Below are 20754 nucleotides of genomic sequence, written 5' to 3' on the forward strand. Positions count from 1 at the left end.
CGGCAGGCGCCCGGGCTCGTGGCCCGGTGCAAGGCGAAGATCAGTCGATCCTTGCGCCCGATTCCTTGACGACCTTGCCCCAGCGCGGGACCTCGTCCTTGATCAGCGCTGCAAACTGCTCGGGTGTTCCGCCCGCGGGGTCCGCGCCTTCGTCGCCAAGCTTCTTGCGCAGTTCCGGGTTCTGCAAGGCCTTGTTGAACTCGGCGTTGAGCCGGACGATCACCTCCTTGGGCGTGCCGGCAGGTGCCATCAAGCCGAACCACGTGACAGCGTCGAATCCCTTGAAACCCGACTCGTTGATGGTGGGCACGTTCGGCAGGTCATCCACGCGTTTGGCCGATGTGACCGCCAGAGGCCGCAGCTTGTTGTTGCGGATCTGGCCGATCAAGGTCGGCACGGAGGACATGTACAACTCGACCGTGCCGCTGATGACGTCGGTCAGCGCCTGGGCCGCGCCCTTGTAGGGCACGTGTTGCGTATTGATCCCGGCAGCCTTCTGGAACAGTTCGCTGGTCAGGTGGGCGACGGTGCCATTGCCGGGCGAAGCGAAGTTCAAGTTGCCCGGCTTGGCCTTGGCCGCAACCACGGCATCCCCCAGCGTCTTGATGGGCGTAGCCATGCCCGTGACGATCACCAGCGGCGCATTGGCCACGAGCACGACGGGCGCCAGGTCCTTCTGCGAGTCGTAGGGCATCTTCGCGTACAGCGTCGGGTTGATGGCAAGGTTGCTGGTCTGTCCCAGCACCAGGGTGTAGCCATCGGCAGGCGACTTGGCCGCCGCGTCAACGCCGAGGTTGCCGCCTGCGCCGGGCTTGTTCTCGATGACGAAGGTCCAACCGGTGGCCGCTGCCACCTTCTGCGTGGTCTCGCGGGCAATGATGTCGGTGCCGCCACCCGGCGGGAAGGGCACGATGACGCGGATCGCCTTGGTGGGGTAGGCCTGGGCAAAGACGCCAGTGCAGAGGGTCGCGCAGGCGACCGAGGCAGTGATGGCCAGCAGGTGGCGCCGTGGGGTATTCATGTGTTGTCTCCGTCGGACCAGGTTGCCTGCGACATGCGGGCACCGTGGCTCTGTGGACTGGAGTATTGAAGCTGCAACCGATACAGTCCAATCGATAGTTTCTTCCAATTCATCCACGGAAGTTATGCAATGGATCTGCGCGACCTTCGCTACTTCGAGATCATCGCCGAGCTGGAACACATCGGACGTGCTACCGAGAAGCTCCATCGCAGCCAGCCCGCACTGACCACCAGTGTGCGGCGACTCGAAGAGTCGGTTGGTGCGCCACTGTTCGAGAAGGCGGGACGCGGCATCCGGCTCACGTCTGCCGGCAAGGTGCTGCTGAAGTGGGCGCAGCGCGTGCGCTTTGATGTGGAGGACGCACGACGTGAGATCGGCGACCTGGCCAAGGGGCTGTCCGGACATATCCGCATCGGCATCGTGCCCACAGCGGCCCAGTTCATTCTGCCGCCGGCAGCGAGAAGGCTGCTGACCACAGCACCCGACGTCACGCTGCGCACGGTCGTGGGTCTCATCGATACGCTCAAGCCCCTGCTGCACGCTGGCGAACTGGACCTGGTGGTCGGTACGGAGAGCCCAATGGACCCGGGATTCACGTCCCAACGCCTGGCCGAAGACCACATCGTGGTGGCCGCCAGCGCCAGCCATCGCGTCTTTGATGCTCCGGTGAGCCTGCGTGACCTCACTCAATACCGATGGGTGCTGCAGCCGCCCGGAGCGCCCACGCGTGACTGGCTGGACCACACCTTCGACCGCAAGCGCCTGCCGCGGCCGCAAGTACAGGTCGAAAGCACCATGTTGCTGATGCTGCCCGCGCTGATCGCCGAGACGGGTCTGCTGAGCTTCATCTCTCGGCACCATCTGGACACGCCGGAGGGTCGTTCGCCGTTGAAGGAGGTGGCCCTCAAGGAGACCACGATGCGCCGGCGCCTGGTCGTTACCTATCGGGAGAGCAGCTACCTCACACCCGCCGCGCGGATGCTGATCAAGCTGCTGCAGGAAGCAGCGCAGGGCGGCGGGATGGATATCGCGCGGTGACTCGAGGCCGGCGTCGCGCTGATGTCGACCTTGCGGTGGCTGGAGCGGAGCCTGTTATCTTTTCTCACTGATCCACAGCTTGATCACGCCCTGCACCACCACTTTGCCGCCTTCATCCAGCGCCGTGACTTTCACGTCAAGATCGCCGGGCTTCCAGTCTTGAGGGTTGATCTCGGCAATGCCCGAGATGTTGCTGCCTGCCTTGGCTGTGTAGTCCACCGACATGCCCTTGGGAATCCAGCGCAAGTGGCCGGGAATGGAGGCCTCGGCCACAACGCCCATGGCCATTTCGAGCAAGTTGCAGATGGCGATGACATGAACGGTGCCGATGTGGTTTTCAACGGCACGCCGCTTCTTGATGCGCAGCTTCGCATGGTTGGGGCGAAGCTCTTCGACCATGGCATTGACGGTACGGAAGTACGGCGCCTTGAACTGCACCACCTTGGAGAAAACATATTTCCCACCGGGCAGGCCTGACAACCGGCTCCAGTACCTGAGGACTGGGTTGGCAATGCTGCTGTCATTGCTGCTGTTCTTGCTCTTGGTATTGCTCATGCTTGCGCGCTGCGATGGCGGTGTTCAATTTCAGTCTGAGGCACAAGTCCGCCGAGGCTCAGTCGCTCACGCCTTGGCGAGGAAGGCCGCCGCATCAGCCACTTCACACTTCCAGTCTGCGAAGACCCCGACCAAATTGCACTCCACGCAGTGGCAAGCGATGTAGTACCAGCGCACCTTGTGTGTACCCTCATGCAAGGAAACGCCGGACATCAGCTCGAACACCTCGTTCTCGCACACGCACTCGTGCCCCTCTGGTACGGCTTCTTCAATGTGGTCCGCGCTGTCACCCATCAGGTGCTCCTGCCCGCAGTCGGTGCAGGTGCGGATGGCCACGCCAGCCTCTTCATCGGTCTGCAGCGCGAAGGTCCGGCACCCGCATTCGCACTTTGACGCGGCAAACCGGACCGCCTCATGGCGATTCGCCACGCTGTAGCTGCGCAGCTCGGCTTGGGTGTCACCCGACGTCGTCCCGTACCAGAACTCGCCCTTCTTCGTCAGTGCCATTGATGCTGCTCCATTGTTCAAGGTGGGCTTGTCGGCAGGCCTGACGCCAAGTTTGCCCTGCGCTCTAATTTTGCCTTCAAGCACAGCCTTTCGACGTCGGGAGCCCAGGTAAGTGCGTTTACCGACAACGAGTACGAGTTGCCCTTGGGGCATGATTGTCCGCATGCAAGTCGTGTATCGCATCACCTACCCCAACGGAAAAATCTATGTCGGACAGGATCGGACAAACAGCATCAACTATTTTGGAAGTGCGTCCGACGAATTGATTGCTCGTGACTTCACATGGGAGCAGCGTCAGACTTTCTCTGTGACCAGAGACATCCTCTGGGCCAGCGAAAACGCAACGCGCGCCGAAGTGAATCAAGTCGAGGTGGAGATGATTCGCCACTACAGGTCCAATGACCCGGCGGTGGGCTACAACCAATGGCCGTCGTACTCCAGCGAAGTCAGGTAAGACTGCCGCTTGCGCAATGGCAATGCGATGGCAGATGGGGAATCTGTGAGGTCATTGCGAGCTGTCTGTTTCACAGAGGCGGTCTGCTTCGGGGCACGGCCTCACCACACCCGCACCACCTCAAACACCTGCCTCACCGAACCCACCTGTATCGTCACCTCATCCCCCTCGCATTTGCCCAGCATCGCCCGGCCCAGCGGCGCTTCGCCGCTGACGACCTGGATGAGCTGGGTGCCGCTGAGCAGAGTCATGCTGCCGCCATCGGGGCCGAGAAAGAGCTGTTGCTGCTTGTCGTCGGCATCTACCAGGCACACCAGGGCGCCGAGTTGTATGCCTTTGCCGGCGTCGTAAGGCCGTGCGCGGAACTGGCGCCAGCTGGCCATGGCCTGGCGGATCGCCTCGGCGCGACGGGCTTGCCCGGCCGCCAGATAGGAGGCCTCCAACCCCAGGGTGTCGTACTTGTTCTCGGCGATGTTCTCTTCGTGCGTCGCCGTTTCATGGGCCACCCGCACGGCCTGTTCAACCTGCAGCAGGTCGTCGGCAAGCCGTTCCAGCACCTGCTGCTGCAGCAAGAATTTATCCATGGTGAAAGGTGTGCGTCTCGAACAAGCGGGGGGCGGGCCCGGATTATGAAGGGCCCGCCTGCGTAGTTTTACGCAGGCGGCCGACGCGCCACGGCGCACGCGCCATGCCAACATGTGGCCGAAGTTGATCTGCCTGTGTTGAACCGCCCCGAGCCCCTCCCTGCCACCGGCCCCTCGGCCCAACGAGCGAGACGCATGTTGGGCGTGGCGCTGTTGCTGCTGCTGGCCGTGGCCCTGGCTGGCCTGGCGGGCGCCTGGGCCGAGCGACGCGCCACCGCCGAGCGCCGTGCCGTGCTGCAGTCGGCGCTGGAAACGCATGCGCAGTGGCTGCGCGGCGTGACGGGCCAATACGCCGCCCTGCCCACGGTGGTGGGCCAGCAGGCCGATGTGGTGGCTTTGCTGAAGCAGCCGGAGTCGCTCGACCATCGTCAGCGCATCAACCGCTACCTGGAAGCCATCAGCCTGAAAGCCGGCTCGACCGCGCTGTATGTGATGGACCGCCAGGGCCAGACCTTGGCCGCCAGCAACTGGCGCACCGCCGACAGCTTCGTCGGCCAGGTGTATGCCCGGCGGCCGTATTTCGTGGAAGCGCTGGCGGGCCACACCGGCCTGTTCTACGGCATCGGGCTGACCACCAGCAAACCCGGCCTGTTCATCGCCGAGCCCATTGTTGATGGTGGCCGCGTGGTGGGCGTGGTGGCGGTGAAGGTGGCGCTCGACGCGCTGGCGGCCAGTTGGGCGCGCTCACCCGAGCCGGTGGTGCTGCGCGATCAGCGCGGCGTGACCTTCCTCGCCAGCCACCCGGAATGGCGCTACCGCAGCACCCGGCCACTCACGTCGCTCGAGCAAACCTGGCTCGCCGACAGCCAGGCCTACGGCGCACAGTTGCCGCTGCCCGTGCTGCCCTGGCACACGGTGCCCGGCCTGCACACCGGCGACCAATTGCTCGACATGCAGGTGCAGGGCACCACCACCCGCTACCTGGCGCTGGACCTGCCCCTGCCCGACTACGGCTGGACGCTGACCGCCATGAGCGAGCATGCCGGCATCGTGCAGGCGCGCGAGCAGGCCTGGGCCACCACCGCCCTGCTGCTGGCCTTGCTGACCACCGGCACGCTGTACTGGCGTCTGCGCGAGCGGCGTTATGCCGAGCAGCAGCAGGCCCGGGTTGACCTGGAACAACGCGTGGCCGACCGCACCCGCGAGCTGCAGGAGGCCCACGCCTTCCGCCATGCGATGGAGGAATCGCTGCTGGTGGGCATGCGGGCGCGTGACTTGGATGGCCGCATCATCTACGTGAACCGCGCGCTGTGCCGCATCACCGGCTTCGACGCGGATGAGCTGCTGGGTTGCCTGCCGCCCTACCCCTACTGGCACCCGAGCGACATGGAGCGCCACTGGAGCGAAAGCAAGGCCACGCTCAGCGGCCAGGCCGAGCCCACCGGGTTTGAATCACGGCTGCGCCACAAGCACGGGCACGACGTGATCACGATGATCTACACCGCACCGCTGATCGACGCCAACGGCGTGCAGCGCGGCTGGATGAGCTCGGTGGTCGACATCACCGCGCAGCGCCAGACCGAAGCCACGCAGCGCGCACAGGAAGTGCAGCTGCAGCGCGCTGCACGGCTGGCGGGCCTGGGCGAGATGGCGTCGACACTGGCTCATGAGTTGAACCAGCCGCTGATGGCGATGTCGAACTTCGCAGCGGCCGCGACCGCACTGGCGCAAAGTGGCCCGCAAGAGATGCTGCTGGCCAGCCTGCATGACATCCAGGAGCAGGCCCACCGCGCCTCCGACATCGTGCGGCGCATTCGCGGCCTGGTGCGCCCGGGCCGCCATCCGCGTGAAACCCTGCAGATAGCCGATGTGCTGCAGCGCGTGCTGCACTGGCTGCAACCCGAGCTGCAGGCGCGCCCGGCGCGTGTCATCAGCCACTGGCCCGATGACCTGCCCGGCGTGAGTGCCGACCGCGTGCTGATCGAGCAGGTGCTGATGAACCTGCTGCTGAATGCGCTGCAGGCACTCGAAGGGCTGCCCACCGAGCGCCGGCTGATCGAGCTGAGCGGCGAAGTGCAAGCGGACGGCCACCTGCATGTGCGCGTGGCCGACCGTGGCCCCGGCGTGCGGCCCGAACATGCGCCGCACCTGTTCGACGCGTTTTTCACGACCCGCCACGACGGCCTTGGCCTCGGCCTGAACATCTGCCGCTCCATCATCGAAAGCCACGGTGGCGCGCTGGTGTGGCAGGCGCGTGAGGGCGGTGGCGCGGTATTCGAATTCAACCTGCCCTTGCAACGATGACGCTCCAGAAGCCCCAGCCACCGGTGTACGTGGTCGACGACGACGAGGCGGTTCGCCGCTCTTTGCTGATGCTGCTGTTTCCGCAGGGCCTGGCGGTGCAGGGCTTTGCCTCGGGCGAAGACTTCCTTGCCGGGGTCGACCTGCAGCAACCCGCCTGCGTGGTGCTGGACCTGCGCATGGGTGGCCTCAGCGGCCTGCAGGTGTTTGAGCGCATGCGCCAGGTGCGCAGCCCGCAGGTGGTGCTGTTCCTCTCGGGCCATGGTGACATTCCGATGGCCCTGGATGCCGTGCGCCAGGGCGCGTTCGATTGGGTGGTGAAGCCCGACACCGCGGTGCTGCTGGCCAAGCTGCCGCTGGCCCTGGCCGAGGCCGGTGAGCGCGGCGACGCCCTGGCCCTGTGGGCGCAGCTGACCCCGCGCGAGCGCGAGGTGGCGCGCCATGTGGCCGTGGGCGCATCCAACAAGGCCATTGCCCGCACGCTGGTGCCCGAATGCAGCCCCCGCTCGGTGGAAACGCACCGCGCCAACCTGTTCGCCAAACTGGGCGTGGCGAACGACAACGCACTGGGGCGCTGGATGGCCCGCTTTGAAAGCATGCTGGCATGACACCCACACAGTTGATGACCCTGGCCGGCGCCGCCGACCGAAGCACCCCCTGCGAGGCCTGCGGCCCGCTGCGCAGCCCGGGCTGGGAATCGATGCCAGGCAGCTTCGAGCAGACCCGGCTGGAGCTGGTGGGCACGCTGCGCGCAGCCAGCGATGAAGAGCCGACGCTGGAGGAATACCACCCGGCGGGCACGAACGGCTGGTCAGTTGATGCGCCCATCGCGCCGGGCTTTCACCCGTACAACCGCTGCGATGTGTGGCGGTGCCGCAGTTGCCACCGCGCCTACCTGCGCTACACCGAGTTCGGCGGTTATTACCAGGACGAACGGGTGCGTGAGCTGGATGCGACGCTGGTGGTTGTGCCTGGCTGAGGCTGGCTGAGGCCTGCCCCAGGCGGCTCAGTGCGGCCTGGGCGCGCGGTGCAGCTTGATCAGCGCGACCTGCGTCTTGCCTTTCAGGGCATCCGCCAGGGTGTATTCGTCCAGCGCGGCATAAAAGGCCTCTTCGCCCTGCGACAGCAAGCCCTTGAGCGTGCAGTGCCCGCGCAGGGCACACGGCGGCTCGGCACAGTCGATCAACTCGTTGGTGCGCTCCAGCGTGCGCACCAAGTGGCCCAGCGGATAGTGCTCGGGGGGATGCGCCAGGCGCATGCCACCGCCCTTCCCGCGAACATTGAGCAGCCAGCCCTGCTGCCCCATGAACTGCACCACCTTGGTCAGGTGGTTGTGCGAGACATCAAAGCGCTCGGTGACCTCGGCGATGGTGATGGCCTGGGCAGGCTCGGCGTCGCACAGGTACATCAACACCCGCAGGCCAAGGTCGGTGAAGCGAGTGAGTTGCATCCGCAGGTCTTTCTGAAACAAGGCCTGCGAGCATACAAGCTGGCAAGCCGGGCAGCCATGCCCTGCCCGGCTTGCGGCGTGATTTCAGGCGGTCACACCGCCGGTGCCGAAGGCCTCGGCGTGGATGCGATTCACCGGCACGCCCAGGGCCTTCAAGCCGCCGATCTGCGCGGACATGAAGCCCAGCGGGCCGCAGAGGTAGTAGTCCGCATCTTCGGGCAGGAAGCCGGTGCCGGCGAGGTGGTGAAGGTCGATGCGGCCCAGCGCATCGGGCTGCGCTGACGGCACCTCCGGCCGCGCGGTTTCGTGCACCAGCAGCGTCCGGGCGTCGCTCATCTGCTGCGCCAGCTCGCGCACCGGCTGGGCAAAGGCCTGCACACCGGCGTGCCGCGCGGCATGGATGAAACGCACGGCTCGCTGAGGTGCCGTGGCCTGCAGGTGGGTCAACATCGACACCATCGGCGTGATGCCCACGCCGGCGCTCAACAACACGACCGGCGTGGTGCGCTCAGCGTGCAGGAAAAACTCGCCAGCCGGCGGAGCCAGCTCCAGCACGTCGCTTTCCTGCACATGGTCGTGCAGACGGTTCGAGACCATGCCCGCCGGTCGATCCGTGCCAGCCGCTTCACGCTTCACGGAGATGCGGAGGTGGCGCCGACCGGGTGCATCAGACAAGCTGTACTGGCGCGGCTGGCGATAACCGAGTTCGGGCACCAGCAGGCGCACCGACACATATTGGCCGGGCTGGTACGGCGGCACCGCACCACCATCGGCCGGCACCAGCTCGAACGAGGTGATCTCGTCGCTCTCGGCGCGCCGGGCCTGAACGCGGAAGCTGCGCCAGCCCGTCCAGCCACCGGCCTGCTCCACAGCGCGGGCATAGCCTTGCTGCTCCATGCCGATCAGGATGTCGGCCAGCTGGCCGTAGGCGGCGGCCCAGGCGTCGATCAGCGCTGGCGTTGCCGCGCCGCCCAGCACTTCGCCAATGGACGCCAGCAGATGGCGGCCCACCACCGCGTAGTGCTCGGGGCGAATGCCCAGGCTGATGTGCTTGGCGGCCACGCGCTCCAGCACAGGCATCAGCACCTCCGGATGGTCGATGTTCGCGGCATAGGCCGCCACGGCCATGGCCAGCGCCTCTTGCTGCGAACCACTGCGTTGATGACCCTGGTTGAACACCTCCCGCAGCTCGGGGTTGTGCTCGAACATGCGGGCGTAGAAGTGGCGGGTCAAGGCCACGCCATGCTCCTTCAGCACAGGGGCGGTGGCATGGACGAGTTGGCGGGCGGTGGCGTTCAACATGACGGGGCTCTTTGGGTTTGCAATAGATGCATTATTGGTGCATCTATTGCAAACCACAACTGTAGGGGCATTGCGCGACATGCCCGTCGATGTCGGGCCGAGCCTACGCTCTCAGGTCGTGGTCAGCGGCGTGCGCTGATGAAACCGAAGCGTTGGCAGAAGGGCCTGCCGGAATGCCGAGGCGTGTCATGGCCCGACCTGATGCTGTGTCACCCAGGCGGCGTAGCGGTTGACCCAGCTCTGCAGGAAGTCCTTGCTCGCGGTGCCGATGTGTCCTGCCGCATCAAACAGGCCTTCCTGGGCGTGGATGAAGGCCTCCGGCTGGCCCAGCGTGGGCGCATCCAGGTAGGCCAGCACATTGCGCAGATGCTGTTGCGCCAGCGCGGTGCCCACCGCGCCCACCGACACGCCGATCACGCCCGCCGGCTTGCCCGTCCACACACTTTGCCCATAAGGGCGTGAGGCATGGTCGATGGCGTTTTTCAGCAAACCCGGGATCGAGCGGTTGTATTCCGGCGTCACGAACAACAGGCCGTGGCTCGCGACGATCTCGGCCTTCAGGCGCTTGACCTGCGGCGCCTGATCGCCGTCGTCGTCCTGGTTGTAGAGCGGCAAATCGCCGATGTTGACCTGTTTGAAAGTGAACCCCGGTGGCGCCAGCGCGGCCAGCGCGGTGGCCATCTGACGGTTGAGCGAGCCTTTGCGCAAGCTGCCGACAAACACGGCGATCTGGATCTGACTCATGGCGGGCCCTGGGTGAAGACGGACGTGGACGGGATCGGTGCGCAACAGCAGCGCCCGCGCCCAAGGTAGGCGCCTCGGAGCGTGAGGTCTGTGCGGCAACGAACCGGTGCAGCGTCCGGCCTTCAGACCGCGCTTGTTTTGACCAAGCCGACTGACGCGGCTCACGCCACTTAGGCGGCGGGTTCAGCCGGCGGCGTCATCGCAGCCGGGTCCATCCAGAGCGCCGCCCACATGTGGCCGTCGGGGTCGGCCAGGTCACGCGTGACCATGAAGCCATGGTCCTCCATCGGGTTCACGTCGGCCTGCCCGCCGTGGGCTGCGGCAGCCTCGTTCATCGCATCCACCTCAGCGCGGCTTTCCAGTGCCAGCGACAACATCATTCCGCACGATCCCGTCGGCGGGAACGGGCGCTGGGTGAAGGTGCGCCACTTGGCATGCGTGACCAGCATGACCTGCACCGCCTCATTCCACACCATCGCCGAGCCGTCTGCACTGCTGAACGCCGGGTTCAGCGTGAAGCCCAGTGCCTGGTAGAAGGCCGTGGACACGGCGAGGTCAGAGACAGGCAGGCTGATGAAGAGGGTCTTGGTCATCGTGGGCTCCTCGGGGCTGGGGGTGGTTGGGCTTGCGGTTTATCGGGTTTCTTGGTTTTCTTGGCCGTGGCGGGTGTTCAGACGCCTTGGCGATTGCAGCGTACCTGCCGCTGGCTCATCCGCCAATCATCACGGTGGGCATGCCGATGACGATGCTGCCGCCATGCGCCGTCACGTCGCCCATGCGCGCGGCGGGCTTGCCGCCGATCAGCACGGTGGATGACCCCTGAACGATCGTGTCGGGCGGGCCCACGCACACCGCGCAGTCACCCACCACCGCCGCAGGCAGCATGCCGATCAGGACGTTGGGCACGCCCGGGCCGATCACCGGGCCGCCCACATGCGGAATGGGCGGCAAACCCGGCGTGACCATGGGGCAGACGTGCAGGTCAGTGAGGCGAGCGGCAGGTGGCATGGCGTTGATCCCTTGTCTCGTCAGTTGATCAGCACCATCGCGCCCTTGACCGTGGTCTGGCCCGAGGCGCTGAGCTCGGCCGTGGCACTGCCCTTGCCGGTGAAGCCCACCTGCGCCGTGCAATTGATGTTGAGCGCGCTGGCCTGCAGATTGGCTACCGCATTCAGCACCAGGTCCTTGCTTGATTCGATGCGAATGCCGCTGGCATCCATCTGGATCTGGTTGCCGTAGTCGTCCTTCAGCAGCAGCGAGCCATCTTCCTCATTCAGCACCAACGCGCGGGTGAGGTGGGGCTGCGGCAGGCCGAAGGCGACCTCGGTGGTCCAGTCGCCCTCCGAGAGCCGATGCCAAACGCGGTTGACAGGCTGCGTGCCACTGAACCACTTGCCCACCCCAGCCAGCTCGATCATGCCGCCTGCGACGGCCAAGGCGCTGCCCTGGGAACGGGCTGTGCCGCGAACGCGACGTGGTGACGCGGTGGACTGATCTGGCGTCTTCCCCGCAAGCAGCTCAGCCTCAAACGCCTGCAAGTCCACCCCCCAGGTCAGCTTGAGCGCCGCTTCCGTTGCAGTCGCCGGGGCCTGGCTCTCAGGCGCGGCGTCAGCCACCGCACAGTCCCGGCACTCCAGCGTGAGCTGCGAGCGGTTGGGGCCGCTGATACCCACCCCCATGCGCGCAATCACACCCTTGAAGATCGTCGAGCTCACGGCGTCGTACCCGGCGAAGATCTCGACCGCCGTGCCCGGCAGGAAGGCGCCTGAATCCGCCAGCGGCCAGTCGCCAGTGGGCATGTCACCGTCCATCAGCACGATGCGGGCACGGGGCACTTCGCCCACGGCATGCTGCACCTCGATCTCGATGACCGGTGCCTCAGGGGCCAGATCGATGCCGCCCAGAAGCACGCGGTAGGAGGCAACGTTGCCGGTGCTGGCGAGGGGGCTGGTGGGCATGAGCTGTCCTGAGGTGGTGTGACCGGATGCGGGTCAATTTACCTCAGCAGCGTGTTGGATCAGCCACCCGATGCAAAGGGCACGGCGTCCGGCCCGCGGCGCGGAATCCACAGGCTCACCTGCAGCCCACCACCCTCCCGGTTGGCCAGCGCAATGCGCCCGCCGTGGGCCTCGGCAATCTCGCGGGCCAGCGCCAGGCCCAGGCCGGAGCCGCTGCGCTTGGTTGAATAAAACGGCAGCAGCGCCTGCGCCAGCACCTGCTCGCTCATGCCGGGGCCGCGGTCGCTCACGCACAGCCGCCAGTGGCCTTGGCCTTGGCCTGAACCTTGTGCCTGGCCTTCACCAGTCAACGCACTCAGGCTCAGCTGCACATCTTCCGCGGCCGAGCCCGATTCATGCGCGTTCTTCAGCAAGTTGATCAGCGCCTGCTCCAGCTGCGCGGCGTCGAAAGCCGCCACGGCGTCCGTGCCGTCGGCTGCGGGCAACTCGCCCTGCACTTCGAAGCGGGCATGGCTGTGCAGGCTGGCCAGAAACTCCGACCAGACCACCGGCTGCCAGCGTGGCGCCGGCAGCTTGGCCACCTGGGCATAACCCGCCAGAAAACTGTGCAGATGCGCGGCCCGTTGACCGATGCTGGTGAGTACGCCCGGCAGGCGCTCCAGGTCACCGCGCCGGGCCAGCTCGGCGCCGCTGTGGGCGAGCGACGAAATAGGCGCCAGCGAGTTGTTCAGCTCGTGGCTGATGACACGGATCACCCGCTTCCAGCTGGCCACCTCCTGGCGAGACAGCTCACGCGTCATGCGCCGCAGCAGGATCAGCCGGTGAGCCTGCCCCAGCAGCAGCACCGGGCGCTGCGACACCAGAAAACTGTCCTCGTCCGTGCCACTGCCCTGGGCGCCCGGCACGCTCACCAGCTGGTCGCGGTCTTCGCGCAGGGCTTGGGCGAGTGCGGGCGGTGCGCGCTCCAGCAAATCAGCCAGAGCCAGGCCGCGCACGCTGCGGCCCTGGTCCAGCAAGTCGCGGGCGGCCAGGTTGGCAAACTGGATCTGCCCGTCCGGGTCCACCAGCAGCAAGGCCACGGGCGTGTGTTGCACCAGGGTGTCGAGCAGCAGCTCACGCTGGGCCAGCTGCTGGCTTTGTTCGCGCAGCGCCAGGCCCAGGTCATGGTGCAGGCGCAGCAACTCACGCAGCTCACCGCCGCCCTGCACCGACAGCAGCATGCTGTAGTCGCCGTCGCGGTAGTTGTGCACTGCCCCCTGCAGCGCCTTCAGGAAGCGCTGCAAGGGTTGCAGCTGCCAGGCTGCGCCGGCCAGCCCCAGCAGCAGGCCCAGCGCCAACAGCAGGGGCCAGTGCCAGCCCGCTGCTGCCACCCATTGCAGCAGCAGCGCATGGCCGCCAGCACCCACCAGCACCGCCGCCAGAATCAGCAGCACCAGGCGTGGCCGCATGCCCAGCCCCTTCATTCGCGGGGCAGGCCGTAGCGGTCCATGCGCCGGTACAAGGCCTGTCGTGAGAGCCCCAGCTGTTGCGCCGCGCGGCTGACCACGCCGTCGGCCTGCGCCAACGCGGCCAGCACCGCGTCGCGGCTGGGCTCATCGAGTGAGCGACTGGCCGATGGCGCGGCTTCGATGCCCAGCTGCGCGGGGGTGATCAAACCGCCCTCGCACAGCAGCGCCGCACGCGCCATCACATTGCCCAGCTGCCGCACATTGCCGGGCCAGGTATGGGCCAGCAGCAGCTCACGCGCGGCTTCGGTCAGGCGGGCCCGGCCCTGCAGGAAGTGTTGCGCCAGCGGCAGGATGTCGTCGCGCCGCTCAGCCAGTGAAGGCAAGCGGATTTCGACCACGTTGAGCCGGTAATACAGGTCTTCGCGGAAGGTGCCTGCGGCCACCATGGCTTTCAGATCGGCGTTGGTGGCACTGATGACGCGCACCTGGGCATCGCGGCTGCGGCTGGAGCCGAGCCGCTCGAAGCGGCCCGTCTCCAGCACGCGCAGCAGCTTGACCTGGCCCGCCAGCGGCAGCGTGCCGATCTCGTCCAGGAACAGCGTGCCGCCATCGGCCGCCTCGAAGCGCCCCTCACGGGCACGCTGGGCGCTGGTGAACGCGCCGCTCTCGGCTCCAAACAGTTCGGCCTCGATAAGCTCGGCCGGCAAGGCGCCGCAGTTGAGCGCCACGAAAGGCCCGCTGCGCACGGCTGAATTGGCATGGACCAGCGCCGCGATGCGTTCCTTGCCGCTGCCGTTCGGGCCTGTGACAAGCACAGGCAGGCTGGAGCGCGCGACCTGGCAGGCCAGCTCCAGCACGGCCAGCATGGCCTCGGACTCGAACACGCCGTCACCCAGCTCGAAGCGCTGGCGCAGGGCCTGCATGCGCTGGCGGCGCGCCTGCTGGTGGCGCTGCAGGGTGCGGCCGGCCTCGCCCAGCTCCAGCAGGTTTTCCACCGTGGCCAGCAGCTTGGCATCGTCCCAGGGCTTGGCCAGGTAATCAGCCGCGCCGGCCTTCACCAACGCCACCGCATGCTCCAGGTTGGTCCAGGCGGTGAGCAGGATCACCGGCAGATCGGGCTGCAGAGCACGCAGCCGGTGGAACAGCGCCGCGCCCTCCAGGCCCGAAGTGGTGTCGGCACTGAAGTTCATATCCTGGATCACCAGGTCCACCGGCTGGGTGGCCAGCAGGGCCAGCGCCTCGTCGGGGCTGCTGGCCACCAGCGGGCGGATGTCGTGCAGCGACAGCAGCAAGGCCAGGGCCTCGCAGATGCCGGGGTGGTCATCGATGATCAGGACGCTGCGCATGGGCTGGGATTGTGACCGGGCTTCAGCCACGCAGCGCGGCCACCGGTGGCAAGGCGGCCGCGCGCCGCGCCGGGGCCAGCACGGCCAGCTGGCCCAGGCCGAACAGCACCACGGCGCCAATGGGCAGGTAGAAACAGGGCAGCGGCGGCAGCTCATACAGCCGCATCAACGCCAGGCTGCCGCCATAGGCCCCGCTCATGCCCAGCACGATGCCGATGCCGGTGAGCAGCAGGTTCTCGGTCTGGAAGTAGCGCAGGATCTGGCCGCGGGTGGCGCCCAGCGCGCGCCGCGTGCCGATCATGCGGGTGCGCTGCTGCACCCAGAAGCTGGCCAGACCCACGATGCCCACCGCGGTGACCAGCAGCAAGGCCAGGCACACACCCGCCATCAGCCAGGCCATGTTCAGGTCTTGCCGGTAATAGTCCGTGCGTTGCTCGGTAAAGAAGCGCTTGTGCGTCACCACCCGCTTCGGATCAACCTTGAGCAAGGCCGCTTCGGCGCGCTTGAGCACATCGGCCCGCTGATCGGGCGCCGTGCGCAGCAGGTAGGCACCACCGGTGTAGTTCGGCCGGACGGGCAGCATGAAGGCGTTCAGGTCATGGTCCATCTGGCCGCCGGGTGCCGGCGACAGCAGCGTCTGCACGACACCAACCACCCGCATTGGCTGCTGCCCGAAGATGTAGACCGCCTCACCAACGGCCGGCTTGTCCGGGAACAGCTTGGTGGCCAGATGCTGGTTCAGGATGACGGCGGTGATCGGCCGCGAATCGGCCCGCTCGGTCTCGGCAATGTCCATCCGCTCTTCCGCCGTGAAATCACGCCCGGCCACCAGGTGCAGACCGAGCGTCTCCAGCCAGCCCTCGCTGGCGACGTAGTTGGCGGCACCGGCGTCGCGGGCCTCGGCCTCCGGCTTCAAGCGCACACCGCTGACCCAGAAGTTGTCGCCAAACGGCCGCTGGTTGATGATCGTCGCCGCGGTAACGCCGGGCAAACTGCGCAGTGCTTGCAGGTCAGCGCGGCTGGCCACCTCGGGCGCCAGGCTGCCGCTGAACCCGCTGACCTCGAGTTCCACCAGTTCGTTGTCAGGCATGCCGGTGGGCAAGGCCATGCGCTCGGTGCGTTGGTGGATCAGGAACAACGCGTTGCAGACGATGGCGCAGGTCAGCGCCACCTGCAGCACGATCAGGCCGGCGGCCGTCTTGTGGCGTTTCAGCGTGGCCAGGATGGGCAGGATGTCCATGGTCAGGTCCTCATTGGGTCTTGAGTTGCAGGGCCGGCGTGACCTGGCAGGCGCGCCAGGCTGGCAGCAATCCCGCCAACAGGCTGGCCAGCAGGGCCAGGCCCAGCGTGGTCAGCAGCATCGGGCCGTCCAGGCCCACCAGCGCGGCATATGGGTTGCTGCCTTGGCGCACGGCCCACAAGCCCGCCCAGGTCAGCAGCAAACCGAGCAGGCCCCCGGCCAGGCCCAGCGTGCCGGCCTCGACCAGGAACTGGGCAAAGATTGCCCGACGTGACGCCCCCAGCGCGCGGCGCACACCGATTTCGCCCGAGCGGCGCAGGCACTTGGCCAGCAGCAGGCTCACCGTGTTGACCAGGCACACCGCCAGGAAGCCGAAGGCCAGCCACAGCTGCAGGCCCAGATCGGCCGGCACCACCTTGCTGGTGGCCAGCCAGTCCATCACCGGGCGCATGCGCACATTGGTGGGCCGCTCGAAGCGGCCCGCCTGGCGCTGCTGGTCGGAATAGTTCTTCAGGTATTGCAGATAGGCCTCTGCCTTGGCGGGCGTGCCGAGCTCGGCCCAATACTGGATCCAGGCGCAGGGCGCGCCCACACTGCGGCTGTCTTCAGACGCGTGCTCCGCCCAGCAATTGAAGTTGCCGCTGGTGCCGAACTTCAAGCCAATGGCGGTGGCGAACGGCAGGTACAGGTCTTCGGCCGGGTTGAACTTGCCGGTGGTCAGGTCGTAGTAGTGCGGCACCGGCCGCCAGGGCGCCAGCACACCAATCACGCGGAAGGGCTTGTCGCGCAAGTTCAGCGTCTTGCCCCGGCTGTCGGCGCCACCAAACAGGCGTTGATTGGCCGAATGCGACAGCACCACCACGCGCGCCTCGGCCGCGTCGTCGGCGGCTGTCCAGCCCGTGCCCAGCGCGAATGGTGCGTCGAACATGGCGAAGAAGTCGGCGCTGGCGTAGCGGGTGCGGGCCTGCATGGCACTTTGGCCCGGCTCCACCGGCTCAACGAGCAGGCCGCCGCCCACCATCATCACCTGCCGGTCGGCCTTGGCCGCGCGCAGCAGGTTCTGGGCGTCCTGGCGGCTCAGCTGCAGCGTCGGCTCCTGGCCAGCCTCATAGCCCCGCATCGGCCAGGCGTCGAGCTGGATGTTGAACAGCTGGTCGCTCTTGTGCGGAATCGGGTCACCCGACAGCACATGAAAAATCGCCAGCGTGGTCATGCTCGCGCCCACGCCCAGGGCGATGGTCAGCAGCATCAGCACGGTCAGGCCCTTGGCCGCCTTGAAGCTGCGCAGGGCCAGCTCGAAGTAGTAGCTCAGCATCAGGAATCTCCCAGCAATTGATTGGCAGCGGCCATCTCGGCCGGCCCCAGGCTGCCGGCCGCTTGCAACAGCAGCAGCTTGGCCAGCACATAACGGTGGCGGGCCTGGTCGAGCGCCGATTGCGCGGTGCTCAGGTTCTGGATCGCCAGCAGCAGGTCGGTCATCGACCGGGTGCCCAGCACCTGGCCCGTGCGGGTGGATTCAAGCGCCTTGCGCGCCGCATTCACCGCGGCCCGGCTGCTGGCCAGCGTGGTCACGCCCGATTGCACGGCTTGATACTGCGCACGGGTGTCGCGCAGCAGTTCACGCCGGGTGGCTTCCAGCGATTGCGCGGCCTGGTCACGCTGGAGCACGGCCACGCGGCGCGACGATTCGGTGGCTCCACCGGCCAAGAGGGGCACGGTCAGCGTCAGGCTCAGGGTGTTGGCGCGCGGGGCCTCACCGGTGACGCTCAAGCCGCTGCCACTGCGGCGCGCGCTGTCAAAAACCGCACTCAGCGTGGGCAGGTGCGCTGACCCAGCAGCACTCACCCGCTGGCCACTGGCCTGCAGGCTCAGTCGCTGAGCCTGCAGCTGCGGATTGGCGGCCAGCGCCTGCGCCACCCAGGCGTCCACATCAGCGGGCTGGGGCAGCAGCGCCGGCAGTTCGGCCACCAAGGGCTTCAGCACCACGGGGCGCTGGCCGGTCAACTGGGCCAGCGCTTCACCCGCATCCGCCACTAGCTGGCGGGCGGCCTCGCTGGCGCCCTGTGCCAGCGCATGAAAGGTGCGCGCCTGGTCCACATCCACGGCCGCGCCCAAACCGGCCGCGAAGCGCGCCTGCGCCTGCACCACCTGCTGCTCGAACGCCGCCTCATTGGCCAGCACATTGCTGAGCGCCGCTTCGGCAGACAGCCGCTCCAGATAGGCCCGTGCCACGCGGGCGCACAAAGCCTGCTCAGCCGCGCGGGCCCGTGCGGCTTCGGCCGATGCATCGGTCTGCGCAGCGCTCAAGCTTTGCCACTGGCCAAGGTCGATCAGCACCTGGCTGATGTGGCTGCCCAGCTCACGCACGGGCGCTGCGCCGCTCACATCGGTGGCCGCGCTTCGGCGCTCAGAAGCCTGCAGCGACCACTGCGGCAGCAGGCCAGCTCTGGCCTGGGCCACGCGCTCGTCCTGCAAGGCCAGCGCCGTGGCTGCACCGGCAAACTGTGGATCAGCAGCGCGCGCCTGCGCCAGCACGGCCAGCAAATCATCGGCGTGCGCCAGGCCCACGCCAGCGCCCAGCCACAGCACCACGGCCAGTGCCCGGGTGGCTGCGCGCACGGAGGTGCGTCGGCCTGCGCTCATGCCACGGCCTGCACCGGGTGGAGGCCCAGGTCGGCAGACAGATCCACCACCCGACCGTCCATCACATGCACGTTGCGCTGCGCACGGGCGGCCAGCTGCATGTCGTGGGTCACCATGACGATGGTGGCGCCGTCGCGGTGCAGCTCTTCCAGCAGGTCCATCACGCTGCGGGCCATCTGGCTGTCGAGGTTGCCGGTAGGCTCGTCGGCCAGCAGCAGTCTGGGCTGCCCGGCCAGCGCGCGGGCAATCGCCACACGCTGCTGCTGACCGCCCGACAACTCCGCCGGATAGTGACGCGCCCGGGCCGACAGGCCCACGCGGCCCAGCGCATCGGCCGCGCGCTGGCGACGCTCGGCTGCCGGCAGGCCGCGGTAGCGCAGCGGCACCTCGATGTTGTCCATCACGTTCAGGTCAGGAATCAGGTTGAAGGCCTGGAAGATGAAGCCGATCTTCTGGTTGCGCAGCCGCGAGCGCTGGTCGTCGCCCAGCCCGCTCACATCCACGCCATCGAGCAGGTACTGCCCGCCGGTGAAGGCTTCGAGCAGGCCGGCAATGGTCAGGAAGGTGGTCTTGCCCGAGCCCGACGGGCCGGTGACGGCGACAAACTCGCCGGCCTTCACCTCGAGGTTGAAATCACGCAGGGCATAGGTCTCGACCATCTCGGTGCGGTAGACCTTGGACAGCGATTGCATCTTCAGCATGGCGGATCCTTGAAGAGAAATTGGGGAAGGAAGTGGCGTGCGGGTGCTGGCTCGGTTCAGGGGATCAACGTCACCCGCTCGGCGCCCTTGAACTGCTCGGCCCCGGAGATGACGACCTGGTCACCCGCCTTGAGCCCGTCGAGCACTTCAACGGCACTCAGGCTCTGGGCGCCCAGGCGGATGGCGCGGCGCTCAGCCTGGCCGTCGCGCACCACGTAGGCGAAGCGGCCGCCGCTCTCGTCCACGAAGGCACCGCGGGCCAGCTTCAGCACCTTGTCGCGCTGGTCCAGCAGCACCCGCACCGACAGGCGCTGGTTCTGCCGCAATTGCTCGGGCTGGGCGCCATCAAAACGCAGCCGTGCCGCCACCTCGTTGGCCACCACTTCCGGCGACACCGAGCTGACGCGCCCGGGCCAGCGCTGCCCGTTGCCGCTGATCTCGCCGGGCATGCCGGTCTGCAGCTCGCGGGCATAACTCTCGGCCACCTGCACCTGCACCTCCAGCGCCGACAGGTCGATCACCGTCAGCAGCTTGGCGTCCTTCGCCACGCTTTCACGCTCGCTCACGAAAAGCTGGCCGACCTGGCCGTCCACCGGCGAGCGCACTTCCAGCTCACCCAGCTGGCGGGTCATGTCGGCCACCACCAGCTGCTGGCGCTCGAAGGCCTGGCGCTTGGCCTGCAGCTCGAAGCGCGTGGCCTCGTCCTTCAGGCCCAGCAGCTGCTGGGCTTGCTTCAGGGCCACCTCGGCGCGGGCCAACGCGTCGCGTGCCTGGTCGACCTGCGCCTGGGCGGTGGCACCCGCCTCGAACGCGCGGGTCTGCCGGGCCAGCTCGTTCACGGCCGTCTGCTGCTCGATGCGGGCCAGCGCAAGCGCGCTCTCCGCCTGGGCATGCTGCTGCCGCACATCGGCCTGCGCACGCAGCCAGTCGCTGTGCAGGGCGTCGGCGTTCGAGCGCTCCTGCGCGGCCTTGGCCTGCAATTCGGGGCTGGCGATGCGCAGCAGCGGCTGGCCGCGCTTGACGCTGTCACCCGCCTTGGCCAGCAGGCTGATCGAGCCCGCGTTGGCGGCGTACAGCGTGGGGCTGACGGCTGCCACCACCTTGCCTTCGGCCGCCACATCACGCACCAGCGGGCCCACTTCCACCGCAGCCACACTCAAGCGCGACAGCGATACCGACGTGCCACCCGACAAGCCCCGCAGCCAGTTCGGCACAGCCCAGGCCAGCAGCGCCACCAGGCCCAAGGCCAGGCCGCCCCACAACCAGCGCCGGCCGGGCCGGTGGGCGTGCGCCAGGGGCTGGTCTTGCCCGGAAGTGTCTCGAATCATGTCGGTGTCCACGGGCCGCACCCATGCGGCCTTTGCACCATGAAGTGCAATCGGCGTGCCCGCGTGGATCGGCCAGCAAAGTCATTTGAAATCAATGACTTGGTGGGTTCGGGGGTGTGCCGAGGGGTGTCCGC

The 20754-nt window shown here is 67.3% G+C and carries 22 protein-coding genes; 5 read left to right on the plus strand and 17 right to left on the minus strand.

Annotated features, from left to right (window positions below):
- Positions 1-40 precede the first annotated feature (40 nt).
- On the minus strand, positions 41-1021 hold the full coding sequence (locus tag AACH00_RS08060) for a Bug family tripartite tricarboxylate transporter substrate binding protein (protein WP_341398579.1): 981 nt from the start codon (positions 1019-1021) through the stop codon (positions 41-43).
- 129 nt (positions 1022-1150) lie between these two features.
- Between AACH00_RS08060 and AACH00_RS08065 the strand changes: the two genes are divergently transcribed.
- A complete protein-coding gene (locus AACH00_RS08065; protein ID WP_341398580.1) occupies positions 1151-2059 on the plus strand; it encodes a LysR substrate-binding domain-containing protein in 909 nt (302 codons plus the stop codon).
- Positions 2060-2113: 54 nt separating this feature from the next.
- On the opposite strand, the gene AACH00_RS08070 is transcribed toward AACH00_RS08065, so the two are convergent.
- Both AACH00_RS08070 and AACH00_RS08075 read right to left on the minus strand, forming a co-directional pair.
- Complete coding sequence (locus tag AACH00_RS08070; protein WP_341398581.1) at positions 2114-2614, minus strand: hotdog fold domain-containing protein; 501 nt, start codon at positions 2612-2614, stop codon at positions 2114-2116.
- 66 nt (positions 2615-2680) lie between these two features.
- Positions 2681-3121 (minus strand): hypothetical protein, encoded by a 441-nt coding sequence (locus tag AACH00_RS08075; protein ID WP_341398582.1) that lies wholly within the window; start codon positions 3119-3121, stop codon positions 2681-2683.
- Between the two features lie 163 nt (positions 3122-3284).
- Here AACH00_RS08075 and AACH00_RS08080 point away from each other — a divergent pair, with 163 nt between their 5' ends.
- Positions 3285-3575 carry a GIY-YIG nuclease family protein gene (locus AACH00_RS08080; protein WP_341398583.1) on the plus strand — a complete coding sequence of 97 codons (291 nt, stop codon included), beginning with the start codon at positions 3285-3287 and terminating at the stop codon, positions 3573-3575.
- Positions 3576-3676: 101 nt separating this feature from the next.
- On the opposite strand, the gene AACH00_RS08085 is transcribed toward AACH00_RS08080, so the two are convergent.
- Positions 3677-4159, minus strand: a complete 483-nt coding sequence (locus AACH00_RS08085; protein ID WP_341398584.1) for a GreA/GreB family elongation factor — start codon at positions 4157-4159, stop codon at positions 3677-3679.
- 195 nt (positions 4160-4354) lie between these two features.
- Here AACH00_RS08085 and AACH00_RS08090 point away from each other — a divergent pair, with 195 nt between their 5' ends.
- The 3 genes from AACH00_RS08090 to AACH00_RS08100 are packed head-to-tail and all read left to right on the plus strand — an operon-like array spanning position 4355 to position 7439.
- Positions 4355-6463 carry an ATP-binding protein gene (locus AACH00_RS08090; RefSeq protein ID WP_341398585.1) on the plus strand — a complete coding sequence of 703 codons (2109 nt, stop codon included), beginning with the start codon at positions 4355-4357 and terminating at the stop codon, positions 6461-6463.
- Positions 6460-7068, plus strand: a complete 609-nt coding sequence (locus AACH00_RS08095) for a response regulator transcription factor (RefSeq protein ID WP_341398586.1) — start codon at positions 6460-6462, stop codon at positions 7066-7068. The genes AACH00_RS08090 and AACH00_RS08095 overlap by 4 nt, the downstream gene beginning before the upstream one ends.
- Positions 7065-7439 carry a hypothetical protein gene (locus AACH00_RS08100; RefSeq protein WP_341398587.1) on the plus strand — a complete coding sequence of 125 codons (375 nt, stop codon included), beginning with the start codon at positions 7065-7067 and terminating at the stop codon, positions 7437-7439. Before AACH00_RS08095 ends, AACH00_RS08100 begins: the two co-directional genes overlap by 4 nt.
- A 27-nt stretch (positions 7440-7466) precedes the next feature.
- Here the strand turns inward: AACH00_RS08100 and AACH00_RS08105 are convergent, their stop codons facing one another.
- The 13 genes from AACH00_RS08105 to AACH00_RS08165 all read right to left on the minus strand — a co-directional run bounded on the left by AACH00_RS08105 (position 7467) and on the right by AACH00_RS08165 (position 20620).
- Positions 7467-7910, minus strand: coding sequence for an Rrf2 family transcriptional regulator (locus tag AACH00_RS08105; RefSeq protein ID WP_341398588.1), 444 nt, complete (start codon positions 7908-7910; stop codon positions 7467-7469).
- An 84-nt stretch (positions 7911-7994) separates the two neighbouring features.
- Complete coding sequence (hmpA, locus tag AACH00_RS08110) at positions 7995-9293, minus strand: NO-inducible flavohemoprotein (RefSeq protein ID WP_341398589.1); 1299 nt, start codon at positions 9291-9293, stop codon at positions 7995-7997.
- Positions 9294-9398: 105 nt separating this feature from the next.
- The gene (locus AACH00_RS08115; RefSeq protein WP_341398590.1) at positions 9399-9956 is read right to left on the minus strand and encodes an NADPH-dependent FMN reductase; all 558 of its coding nucleotides are present in this window, start codon (positions 9954-9956) and stop codon (positions 9399-9401) included.
- Between the two features lie 170 nt (positions 9957-10126).
- On the minus strand, positions 10127-10549 hold the full coding sequence (locus AACH00_RS08120; RefSeq protein WP_341398591.1) for a VOC family protein: 423 nt from the start codon (positions 10547-10549) through the stop codon (positions 10127-10129).
- Positions 10550-10664: 115 nt separating this feature from the next.
- Positions 10665-10964 carry a PAAR domain-containing protein gene (locus AACH00_RS08125; protein WP_341398592.1) on the minus strand — a complete coding sequence of 100 codons (300 nt, stop codon included), beginning with the start codon at positions 10962-10964 and terminating at the stop codon, positions 10665-10667.
- A 20-nt stretch (positions 10965-10984) separates the two neighbouring features.
- Positions 10985-11914, minus strand: a complete 930-nt coding sequence (locus AACH00_RS08130; RefSeq protein WP_341398593.1) for a hypothetical protein — start codon at positions 11912-11914, stop codon at positions 10985-10987.
- A gap of 59 nt (positions 11915-11973) precedes the next feature.
- Positions 11974-13362: a sensor histidine kinase gene (locus AACH00_RS08135; protein WP_341398594.1), complete on the minus strand. Its 1389-nt coding sequence runs from the start codon at positions 13360-13362 to the stop codon at positions 11974-11976.
- 11 nt (positions 13363-13373) lie between these two features.
- A complete protein-coding gene (locus AACH00_RS08140; protein ID WP_341398595.1) occupies positions 13374-14708 on the minus strand; it encodes a sigma-54-dependent transcriptional regulator in 1335 nt (444 codons plus the stop codon).
- A gap of 22 nt (positions 14709-14730) precedes the next feature.
- Positions 14731-15948, minus strand: coding sequence for an ABC transporter permease (locus tag AACH00_RS08145; RefSeq protein ID WP_341398596.1), 1218 nt, complete (start codon positions 15946-15948; stop codon positions 14731-14733).
- Positions 15949-15958: 10 nt separating this feature from the next.
- Entirely contained in the window at positions 15959-17263 is a 1305-nt protein-coding gene (locus AACH00_RS08150; protein ID WP_341398597.1) for an ABC transporter permease, read from the minus strand.
- Positions 17263-18591: a TolC family outer membrane protein gene (locus AACH00_RS08155; RefSeq protein ID WP_341398598.1), complete on the minus strand. Its 1329-nt coding sequence runs from the start codon at positions 18589-18591 to the stop codon at positions 17263-17265. Before AACH00_RS08155 ends, AACH00_RS08150 begins: the two co-directional genes overlap by 1 nt.
- Positions 18588-19292, minus strand: coding sequence for an ABC transporter ATP-binding protein (locus AACH00_RS08160; RefSeq protein ID WP_341398599.1), 705 nt, complete (start codon positions 19290-19292; stop codon positions 18588-18590). The genes AACH00_RS08155 and AACH00_RS08160 overlap by 4 nt, the downstream gene beginning before the upstream one ends.
- Positions 19293-19348: 56 nt before the next feature.
- Positions 19349-20620 (minus strand): efflux RND transporter periplasmic adaptor subunit, encoded by a 1272-nt coding sequence (locus AACH00_RS08165; protein ID WP_341398600.1) that lies wholly within the window; start codon positions 20618-20620, stop codon positions 19349-19351.
- Positions 20621-20754 lie beyond the last annotated feature (134 nt).

Origin of the sequence: Ideonella margarita, assembly GCF_038066635.1 — a bacterium.
Lineage (GTDB): Bacteria > Pseudomonadota > Gammaproteobacteria > Burkholderiales > Burkholderiaceae_C > Ideonella > Ideonella margarita.

Bases quoted from the DNA above. Each gene is read 5' to 3' on its own strand.
- AACH00_RS08060 (WP_341398579.1), bottom strand. From the start codon at position 1,021: ATGAATACCCCACGGCGCCACCTGCTGGCCATCACTGCCTCGGTCGCC.
- AACH00_RS08065 (WP_341398580.1), top strand. From the start codon at position 1,151: ATGGATCTGCGCGACCTTCGCTACTTCGAGATCATCGCCGAGCTGGAA.
- AACH00_RS08070 (WP_341398581.1), bottom strand. From the start codon at position 2,614: ATGAGCAATACCAAGAGCAAGAACAGCAGCAATGACAGCAGCATTGCC.
- AACH00_RS08075 (WP_341398582.1), bottom strand. From the start codon at position 3,121: ATGGCACTGACGAAGAAGGGCGAGTTCTGGTACGGGACGACGTCGGGT.
- AACH00_RS08080 (WP_341398583.1), top strand. From the start codon at position 3,285: ATGCAAGTCGTGTATCGCATCACCTACCCCAACGGAAAAATCTATGTC.
- AACH00_RS08085 (WP_341398584.1), bottom strand. From the start codon at position 4,159: ATGGATAAATTCTTGCTGCAGCAGCAGGTGCTGGAACGGCTTGCCGAC.
- AACH00_RS08090 (WP_341398585.1), top strand. From the start codon at position 4,355: ATGTTGGGCGTGGCGCTGTTGCTGCTGCTGGCCGTGGCCCTGGCTGGC.
- AACH00_RS08095 (WP_341398586.1), top strand. From the start codon at position 6,460: ATGACGCTCCAGAAGCCCCAGCCACCGGTGTACGTGGTCGACGACGAC.
- AACH00_RS08100 (WP_341398587.1), top strand. From the start codon at position 7,065: ATGACACCCACACAGTTGATGACCCTGGCCGGCGCCGCCGACCGAAGC.
- AACH00_RS08105 (WP_341398588.1), bottom strand. From the start codon at position 7,910: ATGCAACTCACTCGCTTCACCGACCTTGGCCTGCGGGTGTTGATGTAC.
- hmpA (WP_341398589.1), bottom strand. From the start codon at position 9,293: ATGTCGCGCAATGCCCCTACAGTTGTGGTTTGCAATAGATGCACCAAT.
- AACH00_RS08115 (WP_341398590.1), bottom strand. From the start codon at position 9,956: ATGAGTCAGATCCAGATCGCCGTGTTTGTCGGCAGCTTGCGCAAAGGC.
- AACH00_RS08120 (WP_341398591.1), bottom strand. From the start codon at position 10,549: ATGACCAAGACCCTCTTCATCAGCCTGCCTGTCTCTGACCTCGCCGTG.
- AACH00_RS08125 (WP_341398592.1), bottom strand. From the start codon at position 10,964: ATGCCACCTGCCGCTCGCCTCACTGACCTGCACGTCTGCCCCATGGTC.
- AACH00_RS08130 (WP_341398593.1), bottom strand. From the start codon at position 11,914: ATGCCCACCAGCCCCCTCGCCAGCACCGGCAACGTTGCCTCCTACCGC.
- AACH00_RS08135 (WP_341398594.1), bottom strand. From the start codon at position 13,362: ATGCGGCCACGCCTGGTGCTGCTGATTCTGGCGGCGGTGCTGGTGGGT.
- AACH00_RS08140 (WP_341398595.1), bottom strand. From the start codon at position 14,708: ATGCGCAGCGTCCTGATCATCGATGACCACCCCGGCATCTGCGAGGCC.
- AACH00_RS08145 (WP_341398596.1), bottom strand. From the start codon at position 15,948: ATGGACATCCTGCCCATCCTGGCCACGCTGAAACGCCACAAGACGGCC.
- AACH00_RS08150 (WP_341398597.1), bottom strand. From the start codon at position 17,263: ATGCTGAGCTACTACTTCGAGCTGGCCCTGCGCAGCTTCAAGGCGGCC.
- AACH00_RS08155 (WP_341398598.1), bottom strand. From the start codon at position 18,591: ATGAGCGCAGGCCGACGCACCTCCGTGCGCGCAGCCACCCGGGCACTG.
- AACH00_RS08160 (WP_341398599.1), bottom strand. From the start codon at position 19,292: ATGCTGAAGATGCAATCGCTGTCCAAGGTCTACCGCACCGAGATGGTC.
- AACH00_RS08165 (WP_341398600.1), bottom strand. From the start codon at position 20,620: ATGATTCGAGACACTTCCGGGCAAGACCAGCCCCTGGCGCACGCCCAC.